This window comes from Paraflavitalea devenefica, from assembly GCF_011759375.1.
Lineage (GTDB): Bacteria > Bacteroidota > Bacteroidia > Chitinophagales > Chitinophagaceae > Paraflavitalea > Paraflavitalea devenefica.
On record NZ_JAARML010000001.1, the window covers coordinates 647,236 to 667,547 of the forward strand.

The following is a 20,312-nucleotide window of genomic DNA, read 5'->3' on the forward strand; positions in this document are numbered from 1 at the left end:
GACCGTTATTGTTAATGGAAGTTTAATGATTTAGTATATAATCCTCAATTTTTTTTACAGCATGGTGGTAAGAGGCTTTCAGGGCTCCTTCCGAGGTTTCCAGCACTTTGGCCATCTCCTCATAGGGCATTTCATCATAATATCTCAAACCAAATACAATTCGCTGTTTTTCAGGTAGTTGCTGAATAGCCAACTGGAGTTTCCATTCCAGCTTGGAAGCATCAAAATGCTTATCGGCCTTAATCTTGTTTTCCAGCCCGCTCTCCACATCTCCCAGGGGCACAGCACTGCGTTTCTTCTGCTGCTCCAGGAAAGTAAGGCACTCATTCGTGGCAATGCGGTAAAGCCAGGTATAAAGCTGTGAGTCCTCCCTGAAATTCTCCAGGGCATTCCACACGCGGATAAACACATTCTGCAATACGTCATTGGCATCTTCATGTTCTATCACCATCCGGCGAACATGCCAGTATAACTTCTCCTGGTATTTCCGGATAATGGACGTATACGCACTTTCTTTGGTAGCAGGATTACGGAACTGCACCAACAACTCACTGTCTTGGGTGGTAACCGCCATAGGTTAGCATTTATAGGTGGTTAGGTAAATAGCATGAATTCGAATAAAATTAACCCATTTGGTTTAAAACGTGCAGGTACTTTAAGAAAGTATTTACAAGACATAAAGGCACTGAGGCAACAAGGCAACGAGAAATTGGGAAGCCCTCACTGCCTTGTTGCCTCAATGCTAATGCCTTTTTGCCTCATTGCCTCTACAAAAATCTATCGAAATAAACATTGTAAAACAATTAACAGTGATATCACACGTTAGTGCAACAGCAGGCAACCGCAATTGTCAAATGCACAATCTCTGCCAACATAGTGGGTGAGGTACCCTAAACAGAATTCACACTTGTTGAAAAAATACTGTTCCGGTCGCGCCTCCAGCGGGATTACACTTTGTTAATTCGGATTATTTGCATCAATTTTGCAGGCATTATATTCATATCCAAAAATCTGACCTTTTAAAATGGGCTTATTCAACTTTTTTACCCAGGAGATCGCCATAGACCTGGGTACAGCCAATACCCTCATTATCCATAACGACGAAGTAGTAGTGAATGAACCGAGCATCGTTGCCCTGGATCGAAATAACCCCAAAACCGTACTGGCCGTAGGAAAGCGTGCATTAATGATGCACGAGAAGACCCATGAAAGCATCCGCACCGTTCGTCCCCTGAAAGATGGTGTAATTGCCGACTTCAATGCCGCAGAACTAATGATACGGGAAATGATCAAAATGATCTATCCCAAAAAACCTTTATTCCCCCCCAGTTGGCGTATGATGATCTGCATCCCTTCCAGCATTACGGAAGTGGAAAAACGTGCTGTACGTGACAGTGCGGAACAGGCAGGCGCCAAAGAAGTATACCTCTTACACGAGCCGATGGCAGCGGCACTGGGTATAGGTATTGACGTGGAAGAGCCCGTTGGTAACATGATCATTGATATCGGTGGTGGTACTACCGGTATTACCGTAATAGCCCTGGCAGGTATCGTTTGTGATCAGAGTATCCGGATTGCCGGTGACGAATTCACCGCCGACATCATGGAAGCCCTGCGCCGTTACCATAGCCTGCTCATCGGTGAGCGCACTGCCGAGCAGATCAAGATCAACATCGGCGCTGCCATGAAAGACCTGGACAACCCACCCGATGATATCCCTGTTAACGGCCGTGACCTGGTAACCGGTATTCCCAAGCAGATCATGGTAAGCTACCAGGAAATCGCCGAAGCACTGGACAAAAGCATCTTTAAAATAGAAGAAGCCATCCTGAAAGCGCTTGAAATGACGCCGCCCGAGCTGGCAGCCGATATCTACCGCCGTGGCTTATACCTTACCGGTGGTGGCGCCTTACTGCGCGGACTGGATAAAAGGCTTAGCCAAAAGATCAAACTGCCGGTGCATGTGGCCGATGATCCGCTGAAGAGTGTTGTACGGGGTACCGGACTGGCATTAAAGAATTATGAACATTATCCCTTCGTAATGCGATAAAAAATTCTAAAATCAGCATCGTGCTTCCCCACAGGTACGCTTTTTGAATTTAGAATACCGAATTATAAAACTTTACAGTAGGTGCGTAATATATTTCTCTTCATCAGAAGGTACTTTAACTTCCTGTTCTTCATGGTGATGCAGATGGTGGCATTATATATCCTGTTTCACTACAACCGTTTCCACGAAGCTGCTTTCATGGGCGTAGCCAGTGAGGTAACAGGCCGTGTCAATGAAAAATATAACAACGTAGAATACTACTTCAAGCTCAAAAAGACCAACGAAGCACTCGTAAAGGAAAATGAGCAGTTACGCAACCAGTTGCTCCAGAACTTCGAAACACCCGATACCACCAAACAGGTAGTCAGTGATTCCCTTTTCCGCGACACGCTGGGGCAAACCCGGAAATACCTGTTCCGCGCAGCCAAAGTGGTCAACAACTCCGTCAACTTCCAGAACAACTACTTTACCATTCACCGGGGTGAGAACCAGGGTGTAAAAAAAGATATGGGCGTTATCAGCCCTTCCGGTGTTGCCGGCTCTGTCATCTTTACCAGCAGCAACTTTGCTGTAGTCATGAGCCTGCTGCACAGCCAGAGCCGTTTGAGCGCCAAACTCAAGAAAAGCGGTGAAACCGGCCAGGTGTTGTGGGATGGGAAAAATGCCTCTTACCTCACCATGATCAACCTGCCCAAAAGCATGCCCGTAAATAAAGGCGACTCCATCATAACCAGCCAGTATTCCAGCCGGTTCCCACAGGGCATCCTGATAGGCATTGTGGCAGAAATAGTGGACGACAAATCCAGCAACTTCTACACCCTTAAATTAAAAGCCGCTACCGACTTTTATAATATAGAGCATGTTAACGTGATAGAAAACCTGCAAAAAGAAGAGCAAAAAAAACTGGAGGAAGCCATTAAAACCAATGAGTGATCTTGTTAAAAATATAATCCGTTTCGCTTTATTCATATTCATCCAGGTGTATGTGCTATTCCAGATACCGCCATTACACCGTTTCATTGTTCCCTACATCTACTTCCTGTACATCCTGTGGCTGCCTTTCCGCATTTCCCGTGGCACTTTAACACTGGTAGGGTTTCTCTTTGGTATGACCCTCGACTTCTTCACCAGCACGCCCGGTTTGCATGCAGCGCCCTGCGTACTGATTGCCTACCTGCGTCCCTTCCTGGTAAACATCCTCATCCCGCAGGAAGGCGCCGAGCAGAACTATAAATCGCCCTCCATCACCAGTATGGGATTAGCGCCCTATGCCACTTACATCCTTATTTTAACGTTGTTACACAATGCATACCTCGTATTTTTGGAATGGCTGCAGTTTGGTTCCTTCTGGTACTTCCTGGGAAAAGTATTGGCAACAACCGGCATCAGTTTATTGTTAATACTCATTACTGAACTACTTTTCTACCGTAAAGAAAAATTCAGGACCAACACTGCTTAAAACAATAAAAATTAATCATTACACTCACACTTAATTTGTACATTGATACAAGATTCATGTACGCTGTCCTATGGCTCTATTTAACCAATCCCGCAGTAATATTATCCGGCTCATCTTCCTGGGAATATTCCTCATTATATTGGTACAATTACTAAATCTGCAGGTAATCTCCGGCAAATACCAGCAGTTGGCCATGGACAATGCGGTATTCCCCAAAGTAAAATATCCCGACCGCGGTATTATCTTCGACCGTAAGAACAGGGCTATCCTCAATAATACCATCATGTACGACCTGGTGGTAACACCCAATGAATCCAAACAAACCGACACCTTTGCCCTCTGTGAAATTCTGGGAATAGATACTGCCGAATACAAAAAGAAAATACTGGAAGCACGTTTTAAAAATGGCCCTTACCGGCCCTCCATTTTTGAAGACCTGCTCACACCCGAACTGCATGCCCGGCTGGATGAGAACATCTGGAAATTTCCCGGCTTTGCCCTCGTGGAACGTCCTGTGCGGGTATATCCCTTCAACGCAGCAGCGCATATACTGGGTTACATTACGGAAGCAGACTCCCCCATCATCAAACGCTCAGGCGGTTTTTACAGGATGGGCGATTATGTAGGCCGCAGCGGACTGGAAGCCTATTATGAACATATATTGATGGGACAGCGCGGAGTGCAATACATGATCAAAGACAACCGGAACCGCCTCGTTGGCAACTACGAAAACGGCCGGTTCGATACCGCCGCTATTGCAGGACGCAACCTGCGCACCTATATTGACATGGACCTGCAGCAACTGGCCGAACAGCTCATCAATAACAAAGTAGGCGCCGTAGTAGCGATAGATCCCAAAACCGGCGGCATCCTCGCCATGGCTTCCGGTCCCAACTATGACCCCAACAGCCTCACCGGTCCCAATAAACAAAAGAACTATAGCCAGCTTACCCTCGATGTAGGCGGTCCCCTGCTCAACAGGGCCATACAGGGATATTATGAGCCGGGCTCCACCTTTAAGCCCCTCGGCGCACTTATAGCACTGGACGAAGGCGTGATCACACCATCCTACGGTTATCCCTGCACAGGCAGGTACTTTGGATGCGGACATGGTAAACCGGCCTGTACACACAGTAATCCCGGCCATGCCGCCAACCTGCGCCTGGCAATTGCCAATTCCTGCAACTCCTACTTTGTACAGGTGTACAGGAATTCGGTAGATAACCCGGCCTACAGGGGCGTAAAAAAAGGATATGAAAAATGGCGGGATTACCTGAATGCATTTGGATTGGGACAACGCACCGGCGTTGACCTCGCCAGTGAATACATCGGGCTGATCCCCGATACAACGCGTTACAACAGGGAATACCGCGGCTCCTGGAATTCCTGTACCAACCTTACGCTGGGTATCGGACAGGATATGATGCAGGCAACGCCCCTCCAGTTGGCCAACGCCATCTGCATCATCGCCAATAAAGGGTACTACTATACGCCGCATTTTGTAAGCGAAATAGACGGACAGGCGGCAGCCGATACCATCCTCAATAAATTCAAGGTCAAACACGAAGTATTGACCCAGATACCAGACGACGCTTACGAAGCGGTACACAGCGGTATGCAGGAAGTAATTGAAGGCACTTCCTCCAGGGCAAAGGTTCCCGGCATTACCATTTGCGGGAAGACAGGTACAGCCGAAAAATACCGCGTCATCCAGGGCAGGCGGATCAAACTGGAAGATAACTCTGTATTCGTTTGTTTCGCTCCGCGGGAAGATCCTAAAATAGCACTGGCCGTAGTAGTGGAAAACAGTGGTTATGGTAATACCTGGGCAGCGCCCATTGCAGGTCTTATGCTGGAAAGATATCTAAAAGACAGCCTCTCTGCTGAAAGGAAAAAAGAAGTAGACAGGATCGCCAACTCCAGCCTCCTGCCTTCCTATATTCCGTACCTGCAGTATATAGAAGACTCTGCAAGGGCAGGCAGTTGGTTAAAGCGGTATAAGGACAGTTCGATGATCAAGAAGTTCCTGCACGAACGTACCCGTCCTCCTTTCCCGAAGTCTAAGGAAGGAAAATCTTCCAGGCATGCACTGGTACTGCCCGATCCGAGATTATTCACCAAAAATATCCTTGCTTAATAAACCGGTATGAGCCAAAGAAATCCTGCTATATCAAAAGGTGTTGACTGGGTACTCATCTGGCTTTACCTCGCCCTGGTGGCCATTGGCCTGCTGAGCATATTCTCCGTTACGTACCATGAAGGAGATAATGTGATCCAGAGCTTCCTTGGTTTTAAAACCAACTATAGCAAGCAGTTTTACTTTTTCATTGGCTCTCTTACACTGGGACTTTTCATCCTGCTTACCGATAGTAAATTCTTCACAGCCACCGCCAACATCTGGTATGCAGTGGGTATCTTCCTGTTATTGCTTGTATTCCCTTTTCACACTGAAGTAAAAGGGACCGAATCCATCATACGGCTGGGCGGTTTCAACCTGCAACCGGCAGAGCTGTGTAAAGTGTTTGTGAACCTGGCGCTGGCCAAATACCTCTCCCGGGTGGAGACCGATTTTTCCACGCCCCGTTCCCACCTCATTGCTTCCGCTATCATACTGGTACCAGCGGCCATTACCATCGCACAAAAAGAAACCGGGCTGGCCCTGGTATTCCTGGCCTTCTTCCTGGTTATGTTCCGGGAAGGTTTTCCCGCCGGCTACCTCATTGCAGGATTTTCTATTGGCGTGCTGGTAGTAGCCACCCTGCTGGTGGACAAGATCATATTGGCGCTGGCGCTTTCAGCTATTGGCATCATCATGATCTACCTGTTAAGGAAGCAGATCAAACGCAGAAGAAGACTCCTCTTTTCCATAGCCATGATATGGGGGCTAAGTATCATCACCATTGTATTTGTGGTGCCCTTCCTCTTTACCAAAGTGCTGCAAAAGCACCAGGTAGAACGGATATTCTCACTCATCGGTAAAGAGAATCCCTATGCCAGGCTCAATACAGTGGAAGGAGATGAGCCTGCTGCCACCAGCAAAAAAGATGCGGACTACAATGTTCGCCAAAGTAAAATTGCCATTGGTAGTGGTGGCTTCTCCGGAAAGGGCTTATTGAAAGGCACCCAAACCCGCTTTGATTTTGTGCCCGAACAGGGTACCGACTTCATATTTTGTACCATAGGTGAAGGTTTCGGGTTCCTGGGTTGTACGGTCATGCTGGGTATCTACCTCTTCCTCCTGTTGCGGATAGTGAACATTGCCGAGCGGCAGCGAAGTGTATTCAGCCGTTGCTATGCCTATGGCGTAGCCTCTGTATTCTTCTTTCACATTGCCATCAATGTTTGCATGACCATCGGTCTGGCCCCTGTAATTGGTATTCCTTTGCCATTTATCAGCTACGGAGGAACTTCCTTACTTACCTTTTCTACCATGTTATTTATATTAATCCGCCTGGATGCCGACCGGCAAATGGTGCTGAGATAAAAAAATTACCTGCAAATTTGCAGGATGAAAATCATTCCGCTCAGCGAAGGCACTTTCACGATCGACAAAACAAAGCTGTTCGTTCCCTTTGATCTCTCCACAGATGAGCTGCAACAAAGGCCCACAGGCAGTTTGCTGGTAGAGGTACAACCTTTTGTAGTCATTACGCCGGAAGATGTATTACTGTTGGATACAGGTCTGGGTTTCACCACTCCTGCAGGCAGGTTACAGCTTCATGAAAACCTCATCAACAATGGCATCAACCCGGCCGAGGTGACCAAAGTCTTAATGACCCACCTGCACAAGGACCATGCAGGGGGTGTAAGCAGTCCCGATATTTCCTCCGGCCAATTGAGCTTCCCCAAAGCTACTTATTACGTCCAGCGAAAGGAATTTGAATTTGCTTTTCAAAAAGGCTTTCCTTCTTATATACCCGAAGAACTGGAAGTGCTGCGCACTTCTCCGCAGGTAACCTGGCTCGATGGCAATGGTGTTATTGACGGGTATATTAAATATGAGATAACAGCCGCACACAGTCCCTGGCACCAGGTATTCTGGATAGTAGATGGCGGTGAAAGGGTGTTTTTTGGGGGTGATGATGCGCCTCAGCTACAGCAAATGCGCAGCCGCTTTGTAGCCAAATATGACTATGATGGCAAAAAGTGTATGGAATTGCGTCAACAATGGTGGAAACAGGGGGAAGAAGAGAAATGGACCTTTCTTTTTTACCATGATGTAAAAAATCCAGTCTGGAATTTCTAAGCCGCGCATAATCCCCAACAAGAAATAGTGATTTCTGCAATTGGTAGCGTAAAAACCCCAACTACATATAACAACCAGCTATAATAAAAAAAGGGGCCCGGATAGAAATCCAGCCCCGTTTTTAAAATCCAATATCCTATGAAAAACCATTGTAAAAATAGTGAATCATACCCACAAAACAATACCTGATAGTGGGTATTTTAAAAAAAAATATTCCCGGCTTTCGGCTAAAAGTACCCTCATTTATAAAGGGTTACGTAGTTCCTGTAATATAAAAGAAAAGGCACCGTAAAACTACGGTGCCTTTTTTAAGTATTATTATTAAGTTTAATAAGACCAGAGATCCTGCTCATAATTAAAGATCCTTTCTTTGATATTTTCTCCCTCCAACAGGGCGAGAATAGGATCTTTAACGTAGGATTTAATGAACTCATCGTTCGGATTGCTGATCGTAGACTTGATAATACGACTGGAAAACATATGGCTTTCAAACAGCTCTTCCCAGCTCATACGGGCGCCATAGTTTTTGCCATTATACACTTCATGCTTGGCAAATACCGGCCTCAGATCGGGGTAATAAACCCAGAAAACAGGGGTAACATCCCGGAAAGATCCGTCATCATTGCTGATCGTTTTCAGGGGGGCTATGCCTAAGATCCGTGTATGCATCCTCGATGATTCCCTATCGAACACAACGTCTTCTTTAATCCAATATCTTTCTACCTTATCGGGATTGAATTCCTCGATGATGGTTGTATCCCGCATGATACCCTTGTCGCCCAACGGGTCTGCCACCAGGTCAGGTACCTGGATAATCCTCGGCTTGGCTACCAGTTGTTCAGAGATCTGCTGGAAGGTCATGGGTGTAGTGAACCGGTCATCATCTGCAGAGAAGGCAGTAATACTGTCATTTTTAACAGCATTCAGCAGGATATTAATAAACCGCTGGTTACCCTGGTCACCATCTGCTTTGTATACAAATGCCAGGTTCATCTTCTCGTGTACGTCAATTTCTCTCCATACACGCTGCATATAGGCCGCATCATCCTCGCGAATGTGCTCATAAGGTAAGGGAAGCCGGTCTTTTACCAGGTTCCGCTCAATGGCATTGTCATTGCGCAATGACCTCTTGATAGTCGGAATCTTGATTTCCGCTGTGGGAGGAGGGGCCGGCTTTACAGTATCCACCGGAGGAGCAATGGCTGCAGTGTTGGCTGCATTGTTGGTCCTGTTGGTAGTACCACCTTTTTTAGCAGTGGTAGTACGTTTCTTGGTGGTCCTGTTGGGCTTTTTGGCCTGCGCATCTGCTTCAGCAGTGGCAAACGCCATCACAGTGAGCAACAAACACAATTTGATAATACGGTTCTTCATTATCCCTTGTTTAAAAAGTTATTATTTAAGCGTGAACATCATGCTGGGAATTTCCACCTGACGTCCGTCAGGGCCTACCACCTGAATCTGGTCAAAGAATACACGTGATCCGGGACCTGTACGGCTAATCAAGGCTTCTGCAGCACCAGTCCAGCGATTGCCTGAATTATTCGCAATAGCATAGATCTGGATAGGACCGCCTACTGCACCTATTTGATAGCTTACTACCTTGTAAGCAGCCTGGAAATCAGAATCCAGTTTCGCGATGACAGCGCCGATCGCTTTCAGCTCCGCAGAGGAAATACTGCCCCCTTTCTTCGCACCTATGAAACCTGTAGGAGGAGGAAGGAGTTTCACCCGCATAGGGAACTTAAAGGATTTACCATCGGCATTTACAATAATATTAGCTTCCCCGGGATTCTTTGGCTTAATGATATAATTATCACCGCCTGCTTTGGTTACTGGCACACCACCGGAAAAGCTTACTGATACTTTTTCGCTACCTACGCTACCACCGGAAATAGTGAGTGGGTTATCAACACCAACATAGAGTACGTTCATCTTTTGAAGGAATACAGAGGCGCCTGAAGGAACACCTACCGTGTAATTAACCTTCTTATTGACAGTTGCAATGCTGCCATCAGGTTTTGCATATTCGATACGAACATCTACTGCATGGTCGCCGGTACCGCTGGCGGTAGTTTTAAATACCGCAGTACCTTCAGGAGTCAATGTCTGAGGCTGGCCGTTGATCGTGATCTTAGGCTTGGCAGCAGCACTGAAAGCTCCTACGCCGGCAGTGATCTCGATATTATCGCCAGGCATCGCATAGCTGGTATTAGCCTGGGCAATAGCCTGGAACTGGTCGAATATTACTTTTACAGAACCGATCTGGGTATGCAGGTAATCTACCATTTGTGATTCAGAACTCTTGATATCATTCTGAAACTTACTCAGGATAGTTAAAGCCGCTACCGTCGGTGTCATGTGGAAATAGTTGGTAGTCCAACCTTTCGCATCATTGCTGTACTCCTTACCGGTTTGGCTCTTGGGCACATTCATGTTGATAGGAATTGACTTCTGGAAACCTTCAATATCCTTTTTCATTTGTGCCTGGAAATTTGGGTTGTCAGCAAACTCTTCAGGCTTCAGAACAGCAATGACCTGCGACTTGTAAGCAGCCAGCTTATCATACAGTTCTTTACCCTTTCCTTCCTTATCCATCAATGCGGTAGGCGCATCGAGGTTATCTTCCGAGTAGTGTTCAACACCATCTTTGATCTCCAGCTTGGATTTCTTTTTCATTTCCAGCTTCAGATTTTCGATGTAGGTGTACAGGTCGGCAGATATCTTCTTTACGTATTCTGCTTTAGGCGCCCAGACAGCCGCTTTCGCACTTGTCTGAGGGTCTTTTTTCTTTTCTTCAAAAGACTTATAGGTAACGTCGTTCTTTTCAGTGATTACGGCATTTGAATTCGCAATACTGACGTTTACGACTTTAAAAGCGTTCAGGATCTCTGATGATACGTTGAGTGCCAGCAGGGCTGTAAGCACCAGGTACATCATGTTGATCATCTTCTGCCGGGGCTCTTTGGGTAAACCCATAGATTTAGGTTTTTCAGTTTAAACAATTCTTTTTAACGGAGCTTCTCTGTTTCATGGATACAGGATATGGACCAGCCTGCATTAGCGGCCTTGCATAGCATTGAGCATATTGCCGTAAACAGTGTTCAGGCTGCTTAAGTTACCAGCCAGTTTGGCAATTTGTTCATGTGCTTTCTTGGCGTCATCTACGCTGCCTTTCATAGTCTGAGAAGCCTCAGCCAGGTTGCTGTAGAAGGTGTTCATCGCCTTCAGGTGGTTATTGGTATCCTGCAACTCCAGTTCATAGATAGCATTCAGGGAACCTAAATTCTTGGTTAATACCTGAACCTGCTCATGGAATTGTTTAGTACTGTCGGCAGCATGGTTAAAATGCGTAATGGTAGCGGTAGCTCCCTGATAGGCATTTTTCATAGACTCCAGTGCTGCGGCAGCTTCTGTTGTTTTCTTTGAATAATCGCTGGTAGCTTTTACTACATCAGACACTTCAGCGATCTTATCAACAGAAGTACCTAATTTTTTAAAGCCATCGCTCAATTTGCTCAGGTTAGCCGGAGTGATATCCGCTTCCTGCAGCATCTTATCCATCTTATCAAGAGCTGGGTTTCCGGCTGATGATGCGCCACCTGCCAGTTTGGGTAATGCTTCTGCAATTGCATGCATTTCGGAACCGGGAGGGGGTAATATTGCATACACCACGAAAATAACAGCTTCAGTTATGAGGCCGGCTGTTAAGAAGAAGTCAGCAAGTGCCTGGTGAGTAATTTTTTGCCAGGCGCCAAAGATTACGATAGCAGCGCCCATACAAACTACTACATTCACCACTCTTTCGGTAGATTTAGAAACTCCAGCCATAATTTTAATTGTTTAAATGGTTAGAAAACGGATTTTATAGGGTTAAAATAGTGAAAACAATACCATCCAGTTATGATATCAGTGCATTGCACCGGCATCAATAACGGTTAAGCAGCCAGAAAATTACTCGTAAGCAGGAATTTATTTTCTCTGCATAGGAGGCAAGTCAATTACACAACGGAAACCAATGTAAGACTTGGCAGTGTCCATGTACTCGTAGCTACGGGTGCTGGTTTGCAGGTAATAACCCACATCTTTCCAGCTACCGCCACGAATCACCTTGCGTTTCATACGGGGGGGATCAGCGTCATCCGCATTAAAACGGATATCCGGATTCATATCGTGTTGGAAGTTGTAAGCACCTTCATAGTACAGGGAAGAAGTCCACTCGGCTACGTTACCGGCCATGCAATACAGACCGAAATCGTTGGGCCAGTATCCGTCAGCGCGTACGGTATAGAAACCGCCATCTTCAGGATAGTTACCACGACCAGGTTTGAAGTTGGCCAGCAGACAACCTTTCCGGTTCCTCAGGTAATAGTTACCCCAGGGGAACATAGATTGTGAACGGCCACCACGGGCTGCGTATTCCCACTCAGCTTCTGTAGGCAGGCGGAAATCCGACTCAGTAGGCCTCTTTTTACTTTCGAGAAATGAATTGAGGTAGTGCGTTCTCCACTCGCAGAAAGCAGTAGCCTGCTTCCAGTTAACACCTACTACCGGGTAATTCCCGAAGGCAGGGTGCGAGAAATAACGCTTGGTCATAGGCTCATTATAAGAATAGCTGAAATCACGTATCCAGATCAGTGTATCAGGATAGATCTTTACATCCTTCTTTTTGATAAACTTGGAACGGGAAACGCCTACATTCTCCCTTTTTGCGGCCTCCTTGAGGTCGAATGTTTCAGAGTGGTATTCAAGCTTGTTGGGATCGATCTCTTTCCTGCCAAAAACCCTGTTCTCAGGGGTCAGGATCATCTGGTCGATCTTCTCAACAGTAGCCTTATCATTCCATTTAATGGTTTTGGCTTTTTTCCAGTCAATTACAAATACGCCATCTATCTCTTTACCATACTGCAACCTTACAGCAGCAATAGAGTCACGGACCCATTGCACAAACTGACGGTATTCATTGTTGGTAATTTCGGTGGCATCCATCCAGAAACCATTGATGGATATCTGCTTGTTCTTTGCAGTGTAAGCGTAGTTGACGTCTTCATCGCTGGGCCCCATGTGGAAAGTTCCAGGTGGTATATACACCATGCCAGGAGGCTTGGCGAGATTATACTTGGTTGCCGGAGATACTCCATGAAGCTGGCCATCATTCGGCAAACCTTTAGAACTTTTTCCCAGCCCACATCCAGTGGCAATGGAAAACATTGCCGCAATGGCTGTAAAGGCGGATAGGTTTTTCATTTTCATCATATTAAAGGGTATTGGGCAAAAATAATGTTTTACCGACTTCATCACAAGTTTAGAATTTATTTTTTAAAACTGCAATACAGAACTCCAGCATAGGAATAAACGGTGCAGGAAACCAGATTATTGTATCCAAAAAAGATTAAGTTTTACACATTTTCCATTAGCCGCATCAATGCATCTACCTCATTTACAGGCTGTTGGCAAGAATATGCCCGGCACAGAAAAATCATTGTCCCGGAGGCATCAGGCTTTCGGGCTAACAGGGGAAAATCCTGGCTTAAAGGTTCAGAGGGAGCAGACTGAAGTACATGAACAGGCACAAATCGTCGTAAGACATCCTCGCGAAGCGTTGCAAAATTCCCGCCAATAATTGCTATCTCCGGTATGGTATAAGTGAGGGCCTGGATCATCGTGGCCCATACACCGAAAGAGCCCGGATACCGGTTAACAGCCTGGTGAAGCAGGGAGCATATCCTTACACTGCGCTCATGCCATTCGGGTATATCAAAAATAATACCCAGGGAATAGAGATTCATGGCCATCACCGCATTACCCGAAGGAACAGCTCCGTCATACACTTCCTTTTTACGTACGATAATATCGGGCTGTCCGGTTGGTGTGAAGTAGAAAAAACCTGTATCAGGTTCGCTGAAATTATCAAGAACCCAGGTGGTGAGCGCACGGGCTTTCTGCAAGTAAGCGGTATCACCGGTTACCTCCTGCAACTGCAACAATGCCTGGATCAGACAGGAATAATCGTCCAGGAAAGCGGGGTATTTGGCCACCCCTTCCTTGTAAGTATGATGGAAAGACCCGTCCGGCAACCCGAAAGCCTGGAACAGGAAGTCCATATTGCGGATAGCCACCTCCCGGTAATGATCATCGCCCAGGGCAGCGGCAGCTTTACAATAAGCTTCATTCATCAGGGCATTCCAGCCCAGCAATTGTTTATCGTCCAGCAGGGGCCGTATGCGCCGGTTCCTGTGTTGCATAAGCAGCCCGCGGCACCTGTCCATTTGCCGCCACAACTCATCAATCGTGAGCTGATGCTGCGCAGCAAACTCAGCCGGAGCCACTTTTATATGCAGGATATTCGTATGTTCCCAGTTGCCCCGTTCAGTGACATCATAAAAGGCGCAAAACAGCGGCGCCTCATCGCCCAGGATAACATCAATACTGGCTTTATCCCATACATAGTACTTGCCCTCCACCCCTTCACTGTCGGCATCAAGGGCCGAATAAAACCCATACTCAGGCGACAACATTTCCCGCTCCACGAAGAAAAGTGTTTGCCGGATGGCCCGTTCATACAAAGGATCCCGGGTAAGCTGGTAGGCCTCGCTCATCACAATAACCAGCAAGGCATTATCGTACAGCATCTTTTCAAAATGGGGTACCAGCCAGGCCCCGTCAGTAGCATAACGTGCAAAGCCCCCACCCAACTGATCATAAATGCCGCCCAGGATCATCTTATCAAGGCTGAGACAGGCCTGCTGTAAGGCCTCCTGCTTTTTGGTATAATAATAATGGTGAAGCAGGAACCGGATCGTGAATGTTTGCGGGAACTTGGGCGCCCGGCCAAAACCTCCTTCCTCCTGGTCGGCCGTTTTCATAATATTGACGAACATCAGGTGCGCCTTTTCCTTACTGAAAGCAACGGCAAAATCAGCGTCCGGACCAGCCGCTTGCTGTATACCAAACTCATTGGAGCGCAGCAGGTGCTGGGTGAGGCTTTCGGCCTGGGCATCAATCTCTTCCCGTTTTTCCCGGAAAGCATTCGATACGCCCTCCAGTACATCCAGCCAGGAGGGCCGGTTAAAGACCGCTTTGGGAGGGAAATAAGTACCGCCATAAAAAGGCTTACCGGAAGGAGTGAGGAATACATTTAAAGGCCATCCGCCGCTGCCGGTCATCGTTTGTACCGCATCCATATAAATATGGTCCAGGTCGGGCCTTTCCTCCCGGTCAATCTTGATATTAATGAAGTGCTCATTCATGAGCGCTGCCGTAGCCTCGTTTTCAAAACTCTCTTTCTCCATCACATGGCACCAATGGCAGGCAGCATAGCCAATGCTGACCAGGATGGGCTTATTCTCTGCTTTGGCCCGGTTCAGGGCTTCTTCACCCCACGGGTACCAGTCCACAGGATTATGCGCATGCTGTAAAAGATACGGACTGCTTTCCTGAGCAAGACGATTGGTAAACTTCATAATAGGGAAGATAGGCAATGAACGCAGCTATCTCCTACTTTTTCTTCAAAATACCGGCCAGGTATTGTTCCAGGGCAGCTACCATAGAAGGCGCCTGGGGTTGGGGAGCTTTAATGTCCAATGTAAGACCGGCATCTTCAATGGCCCGGGAAGTATTGCTGCCAAAGGCGCCAATACGGGTGCCATTCTGTTTAAACCGGGGACAATTATCAAAAAGACTTTTTACACCACTGGGCGTAAAGAAGCAGATAATATCATATTCATTCTTGTCCAGCACTTCCTTTACATCATTGCTGATCGTGCGGTACATAAAAGGCGTGGCAAATCCGCAATTATTACTCTTGAGCCAGTTCACGATCTCATTATCCTGCTGGTTCTCGGAACAGGGATATAAGAACTTTTCGTTTTCCTTATGCTTGTTCACCACATCAAACATGCTCTTGTTGGTGCCATCGGCGCCATAGAACACCTTGCGTTTGCGGTAAAGGATGAATTTCTGAAGATATAAGGCTACGGCCTCTGTGATACAAAAGTATTTGGTATCCTGTGATACGCTTACTTTCATCTCCTCACAGATACGGAAAAAGTGGTCAATAGCATTGCGGCTGGTGAAAATGACGGCTGAGTATTGGGCAATCTCGATCTTTTGCCGGCGGAATTCTTTGGAGGGAATACCATCAACACGGATGAAGGGATGAAAATCCAATTCCACACTGTACTTCCTGGCAAGCTCGAAGTACGGTGATTTATCGGTTTCTGGTCTGGGTTGGGTGATTAATATTTTCTTAATCACACTAATCGAATTAGGATCAGTTGCTACGTTTTTAGCCCCGTTTTTAACCATATTAGTGCCGTATGGATTTCGCAAAATTAATAACTTCTTTCCACAAAAATCAATAACCCCTTGTAAATCAGCAATAGGGGTGCTATTTCGAAGGCGCAAAGGTAAATAAAAAAATGGAACCTGCTTACTTTAATTTCATTCCTTATTGGTTTATAAGCAATTAAGAACCGGTACACCAGGGATAAAGCCAATATAATAAACGTCAGCGTCATTACCACCGGTAAAAAAGGCTCATAAGGAAAGGCCATGAGCACCACTACCGGCACCAGGAAAATGCCGATCATCTTATTGACCATAAAGATGATGAAGATATAAGTATCGGTTGCATTACTCACATTGAAAATCCAGCCGATGATCTTTAAGAAAATGAATTTGCCCATATATATGGCCAATACCAGGAGGCAGCCATATCCCCACAACAGCCACAGGTTCCGCTCTGGCATAATCTCATAATACAAGGATGCAAATGCCAGGAACATACCAACAGCACAAACAAAAAGTATATTCAGGAATAAAGAGGGCAAAGGCGCCTGTGACAATTGCTCCCGCAGTTGCTGCTGCCGCATCGTGGCGCGGAAAAACAGGGTCGTAATATTGTCCATATACTTCCGGAAGAACACCCGCACAACAGCAAAATAGAACAGGAGACCGAAAAGAAAATAAAACATACTGTCAGACCTTCCTTCCCCGGTGTCTTTCAGGAAAAGCTCCCGGGGCTTGCCTTTAAAATGATAATAAGGATGATCGCGCAAAGCTGCCTGGAATGCCGGGAGGGTATTTTCGGCCGGCCGGGCTTCCTCCCTCAGCGGGGATACCGGAGGCGCCGGAATTAGCGTATCTGCCGCGCGCTTTATACTGTCGGTAGCAGGTTTTACTGCCTGTACACTGGAATCTGCTTTCTTTTTAAGGATGGGCGCCCTGCGGACAGTAGTATCTTTTTTAACCGGCGGCGCCACCTGTGGGTCAGGCACTACCGTATCTGGCTGCCGCAAAGTGGAATCACTTTGGGTTTGGGCAAAGGAAAACTGAAATAACAGGATACAATAAAAAACAAATAGTACAATTTTTTTCACCAGCTCAGATTGGGTGTGCAAAAGTATTTAAGATTCCGCAATAATGGAATGGAGAACGATGAAGTATATTAATTCATTATCCAAATAATAAAGATTGTGTAAGGTGGGCCGCCCTGCAGCCCTGCAAAAGCTGCGCGGCAGGGCGACTCACCTTATTAGCTATTTAAAAATAATTTACGTAACCCAGGTGGATCTTGGACTGCCGGAGGTTGAATTTGGCGTCATCACGTTTACCGGCAGCGTAAGAAATATTAAAAATACCGGCTTTCGTCTCAAAAGCCATCCCCAGGCCCAACCCCAGGAAAGTATTGCTGAGATTAACAGAAGGGACCGTATTCTTCGTCCAGCCCCAATCGGTAAAGGCAAACATAAACGAATTCTGACCCAGTAAATACCGGTATTCAACCGTACCCACCGCATAGCGGGAAGCAAAAATGCTTTCTTCATCAAAACCCCGCATCAGACGGTAACCGCCGATCTGGAACAACTCATTCCTGAATATAGTGGGGCTCTCGAACCATCCGCCACTGACGGCCATTTTAAGCGTGGAAGCCCTGGTGAGACGGAAATAATGAGCAGCCGCCAGTTTTACCTTAAACTGGTAGGCATTAAGGTTCATCGTATCATACAGGCTGTTAAAGTCAAAAGAAGGATCACTGTCATCATGAAGCTTGACAATAGCACTGTTCTTATTGATCTTCTTGGTACCGGCAGAAGCATTGATCATAATTTCATTGCCCCTGCGGGGATTGTAGCGGTAGTCAGTATTGAACCATTCATAATTAATACCAATATTCACAGAACGCACATCGGCTTCTATAGGCAGGCGGCGTGAGTTTTTCACCAGTAAGGTATCCACTGTCAGGAGGTTCGTGCTCAGGTTTTGAATATACACACTGCCTGTTTGGTTGGAGGCCAGCGCATATTGTATGCCCAACAGCAGGCTGATATTCACAAAGGAAGAATCCTTCTTAAACAGGTCAAAACCAAAATTGATCCCGAAAGGAGAATTAAACAGGTAAGGGTAGGCAAAAGCTAAATTGAGCCGGGGCGATTTTACCTGTACCTGTTGCCAGTTCAGCCCGATCGTTTCGCCGGCGCCCAGGGAATTCTTCAGGTTAATCGTGGCTTCACCCGTTACCAGTAATTTATTATTGGCCAACTGGTCATTGGCAGGCAGGAAACCGACCAGTACATTGATCTGGCTGCTCTTCTTAGGGGCCAGGTAAAGGTTAAGGATAGAACCTGTGCCCAGCATCGTTAAATCCCAGGGTTGCTGTTCCTGTACAAAAGGCAGTTCACTGAGTTTTTTGCTGACCGTTTGTAACCGGTCTTTTCTGAAAAGGCTGCCATTGGGAATGCTGAGGTAATGCTGCAGGTAATTGGTAGTCAATTTAGCACTGCCCTTATTCTGGACGCTGTCAATCTTATACAAGGGCCCTTTATCTACCTTCAGGGAGGCCTGAAAACCATTGTCCCCTTCCAGGGTGATACTGTCCAGCTTTATACGGGCAAAGGGATACCCATTATTCTCCAGGTAATCCAGGATCTTCTCTTGCAGGCTTTGCAGTTGGTAAAAATCCACCGGCTTTTGCAGGCCCTGCTTTTTATTGCCCCAGTTTACCTGCTCCAGTATCTTCCTGTCAACAGAATCGGTATTCAACCGGGTCCATTTCAGGGGCTCGCCTACATACAGGTGTATCACAGCCGACAGGGTATCATAAAAAGTACTGTCTACCGACGCGGCAGGGTAGCCTTTGGTCTGCAGCAGCGAAGGGATACTATTGACATATTCCAGGCAAAGCACACTATTCCTGAAGTCGGTTTGCAGCCGGAGCTGGCGCTGCAAAAAAGCAGAATCCTTGTCTACCGGTATAATCTGTAACCGGTATTGCGCCAGGAGCAGCAATGGCTGGAGGAAGAAGATGACAAAAACGGCCCTTCTGCACATGTTCTTATATACTGCTACCTTTGTCATTATCCATTTCAACAATTGAACTGTAATATCCGATAAAAATACGGAACGCAATGGCAGGCATCTACATCCATATACCCTTTTGCAAACGTGCATGTCATTACTGTAACTTCCATTTTTCTACTTCATTGGGTTTAAAAAACGATTTTTTAGCCGCTTTATTGAAAGAAATTGAATTACAGCGAAACTACCTGGGCAATGAAACCGTAGAAACCATCTATTTCGGCGGAGGCACCCCCTCACTGCTGGGCATGGATGAGCTGCAAAGCATCCTGCAAGCCCTCACCCGCTATTTTACCATCAGCCGTGACGCTGAAATTACCCTCGAAGCCAATCCGGATGATATTTCAGCCGGAACGCTCACCCACTGGAAGCAGGCAGGCATTAACCGGCTGAGCATAGGCGTGCAATCCTTTTTTGAAGAAGACCTGGAATGGATGAACCGGGCGCATACAGCGGCACAGGCCATTGACAACCTGCAACTGGCCATCAGCTATTTTGATAATATCACCATTGATCTTATCTATGGAACGCCTACCCTCTCCGATGAAAGGTGGCGCCGGAATGTGCTGCAGGCATTGGAACTGGGCATACCACACCTGTCCTGTTACGCATTGACGGTAGAGCCCAAAACGGCGCTGGACACCATGATACGAAAACACCAGATAAGCAATGTACAGCCCGATGACCAGGCAAGGCAGTTCCTGCTGCTGATGGACTGGGCAGAGGCGGCAGGGTATGAACATTATGAGATCTCCAACTTTGCGTTGCCGGGTCACCGCAGCCGCCACAACAGCGCCTACTGGCAGGGCAGTAAATACCTTGGTCTCGGGCCTTCGGCCCATTCCTTCAACGGACAGGGCAGGCAATGGAATATTGCCAACAACGCCCTGTACATACAATCCCTGAAACAAGGCGCTGTACCTTTTGAAGTGGAGCTGCTCACACCGGATCAAAGGCTCAACGAATACATCATGACTTCCCTGCGCACTATGGAAGGACTTAACCTGCAGCATGTACAGCAATTAAGCGGAGAGAAAATGAGCAGGACATTACAAAAGAATAGCCACCGGTTCATTGAACAACAATTACTCCGGGAAGAAGACGGAAGACTCGTATTAACCAAACAAGGGAAGTTATTTGCAGATGGTATTGCTGGCGACCTTTTTGTTTAATGTTGCCGCTTATGGCTTCTCAGGTATTTC

16 protein-coding genes are annotated in these 20,312 nt (G+C 46.7%); 7 read left to right on the forward strand and 9 right to left on the reverse strand.

Annotated elements, in window-relative coordinates:
- Positions 1-22: 22 nt before the first annotated feature.
- On the reverse strand, positions 23-574 hold the full coding sequence (locus HB364_RS02510) for an RNA polymerase sigma factor (protein ID WP_167286321.1): 552 nt from the start codon (positions 572-574) through the stop codon (positions 23-25).
- A gap of 450 nt (positions 575-1,024) precedes the next feature.
- On the opposite strand from HB364_RS02510, the gene HB364_RS02515 reads away from it, so the two are divergent.
- The 6 genes from HB364_RS02515 (at position 1,025) to HB364_RS02540 (ending at position 7,755) form a co-directional block, all read left to right on the forward strand.
- Complete coding sequence (locus HB364_RS02515; protein ID WP_119053129.1) at positions 1,025-2,050, forward strand: rod shape-determining protein; 1,026 nt, start codon at positions 1,025-1,027, stop codon at positions 2,048-2,050.
- 81 nt (positions 2,051-2,131) lie between these two features.
- A complete protein-coding gene (gene mreC / locus HB364_RS02520; protein WP_167286322.1) occupies positions 2,132-2,983 on the forward strand; it encodes a rod shape-determining protein MreC in 852 nt (283 codons plus the stop codon).
- The gene (locus HB364_RS02525; RefSeq protein WP_167286323.1) at positions 2,976-3,509 is read left to right on the forward strand and encodes a rod shape-determining protein MreD; all 534 of its coding nucleotides are present in this window, start codon (positions 2,976-2,978) and stop codon (positions 3,507-3,509) included. The genes mreC and HB364_RS02525 overlap by 8 nt, the downstream gene beginning before the upstream one ends.
- A gap of 70 nt (positions 3,510-3,579) precedes the next feature.
- A complete protein-coding gene (gene mrdA / locus HB364_RS02530; protein WP_167286324.1) occupies positions 3,580-5,646 on the forward strand; it encodes a penicillin-binding protein 2 in 2,067 nt (688 codons plus the stop codon).
- Positions 5,647-5,655: 9 nt separating this feature from the next.
- The gene (rodA, locus tag HB364_RS02535) at positions 5,656-6,993 is read left to right on the forward strand and encodes a rod shape-determining protein RodA (protein ID WP_167286325.1); all 1,338 of its coding nucleotides are present in this window, start codon (positions 5,656-5,658) and stop codon (positions 6,991-6,993) included.
- A gap of 24 nt (positions 6,994-7,017) precedes the next feature.
- Positions 7,018-7,755: an MBL fold metallo-hydrolase gene (locus tag HB364_RS02540; RefSeq protein ID WP_167286326.1), complete on the forward strand. Its 738-nt coding sequence runs from the start codon at positions 7,018-7,020 to the stop codon at positions 7,753-7,755.
- A gap of 327 nt (positions 7,756-8,082) precedes the next feature.
- Here HB364_RS02540 and porN read toward each other — a convergent pair whose 3' ends face one another.
- From porN to HB364_RS02580, 8 genes are all read right to left on the reverse strand, one after another.
- Positions 8,083-9,126 carry a type IX secretion system ring subunit PorN/GldN gene (gene porN / locus HB364_RS02545; protein ID WP_167286327.1) on the reverse strand — a complete coding sequence of 348 codons (1,044 nt, stop codon included), beginning with the start codon at positions 9,124-9,126 and terminating at the stop codon, positions 8,083-8,085.
- A 21-nt stretch (positions 9,127-9,147) separates the two neighbouring features.
- Positions 9,148-10,731, reverse strand: a complete 1,584-nt coding sequence (gene porM / locus HB364_RS02550) for a type IX secretion system motor protein PorM/GldM (RefSeq protein ID WP_167286328.1) — start codon at positions 10,729-10,731, stop codon at positions 9,148-9,150.
- Between the two features lie 81 nt (positions 10,732-10,812).
- Entirely contained in the window at positions 10,813-11,583 is a 771-nt protein-coding gene (gene porL, locus HB364_RS02555) for a type IX secretion system motor protein PorL/GldL (protein ID WP_167286329.1), read from the reverse strand.
- A gap of 141 nt (positions 11,584-11,724) precedes the next feature.
- Positions 11,725-12,999 (reverse strand): T9SS ring complex lipoprotein PorK/GldK, encoded by a 1,275-nt coding sequence (gene porK / locus HB364_RS02560; RefSeq protein WP_246228287.1) that lies wholly within the window; start codon positions 12,997-12,999, stop codon positions 11,725-11,727.
- Between the two features lie 152 nt (positions 13,000-13,151).
- Positions 13,152-15,215, reverse strand: a complete 2,064-nt coding sequence (locus tag HB364_RS02565; RefSeq protein WP_167286330.1) for a thioredoxin domain-containing protein — start codon at positions 15,213-15,215, stop codon at positions 13,152-13,154.
- A gap of 34 nt (positions 15,216-15,249) precedes the next feature.
- Entirely contained in the window at positions 15,250-16,008 is a 759-nt protein-coding gene (locus HB364_RS02570; RefSeq protein ID WP_317170665.1) for a uroporphyrinogen-III synthase, read from the reverse strand.
- A gap of 77 nt (positions 16,009-16,085) precedes the next feature.
- Positions 16,086-17,132, reverse strand: coding sequence for a DUF4271 domain-containing protein (locus HB364_RS33460; protein WP_167286332.1), 1,047 nt, complete (start codon positions 17,130-17,132; stop codon positions 16,086-16,088).
- 163 nt (positions 17,133-17,295) lie between these two features.
- A complete protein-coding gene (locus HB364_RS02580) occupies positions 17,296-19,110 on the reverse strand; it encodes an autotransporter assembly complex protein TamA (RefSeq protein ID WP_167286333.1) in 1,815 nt (604 codons plus the stop codon).
- 50 nt (positions 19,111-19,160) lie between these two features.
- Between HB364_RS02580 and hemW the strand changes: the two genes are divergently transcribed.
- Positions 19,161-20,282, forward strand: coding sequence for a radical SAM family heme chaperone HemW (gene hemW, locus HB364_RS02585; protein WP_167286334.1), 1,122 nt, complete (start codon positions 19,161-19,163; stop codon positions 20,280-20,282).
- Positions 20,283-20,312 lie beyond the last annotated feature (30 nt).

Coding starts and splice junctions, on each gene's coding strand:
- HB364_RS02510 (WP_167286321.1), bottom strand. CDS start 574: ATGGCGGTTACCACCCAAGACAGTGAGTTGTTGGTGCAGTTCCGTAAT.
- HB364_RS02515 (WP_119053129.1), top strand. CDS start 1,025: ATGGGCTTATTCAACTTTTTTACCCAGGAGATCGCCATAGACCTGGGT.
- HB364_RS02525 (WP_167286323.1), top strand. CDS start 2,976: ATGAGTGATCTTGTTAAAAATATAATCCGTTTCGCTTTATTCATATTC.
- mrdA (WP_167286324.1), top strand. CDS start 3,580: ATGGCTCTATTTAACCAATCCCGCAGTAATATTATCCGGCTCATCTTC.
- rodA (WP_167286325.1), top strand. CDS start 5,656: ATGAGCCAAAGAAATCCTGCTATATCAAAAGGTGTTGACTGGGTACTC.
- HB364_RS02540 (WP_167286326.1), top strand. CDS start 7,018: ATGAAAATCATTCCGCTCAGCGAAGGCACTTTCACGATCGACAAAACA.
- porN (WP_167286327.1), bottom strand. CDS start 9,126: ATGAAGAACCGTATTATCAAATTGTGTTTGTTGCTCACTGTGATGGCG.
- porM (WP_167286328.1), bottom strand. CDS start 10,731: ATGGGTTTACCCAAAGAGCCCCGGCAGAAGATGATCAACATGATGTAC.
- porL (WP_167286329.1), bottom strand. CDS start 11,583: ATGGCTGGAGTTTCTAAATCTACCGAAAGAGTGGTGAATGTAGTAGTT.
- porK (WP_246228287.1), bottom strand. CDS start 12,999: ATGAAAAACCTATCCGCCTTTACAGCCATTGCGGCAATGTTTTCCATT.
- HB364_RS02565 (WP_167286330.1), bottom strand. CDS start 15,215: ATGAAGTTTACCAATCGTCTTGCTCAGGAAAGCAGTCCGTATCTTTTA.
- HB364_RS02580 (WP_167286333.1), bottom strand. CDS start 19,110: ATGACAAAGGTAGCAGTATATAAGAACATGTGCAGAAGGGCCGTTTTT.
- hemW (WP_167286334.1), top strand. CDS start 19,161: ATGGCAGGCATCTACATCCATATACCCTTTTGCAAACGTGCATGTCAT.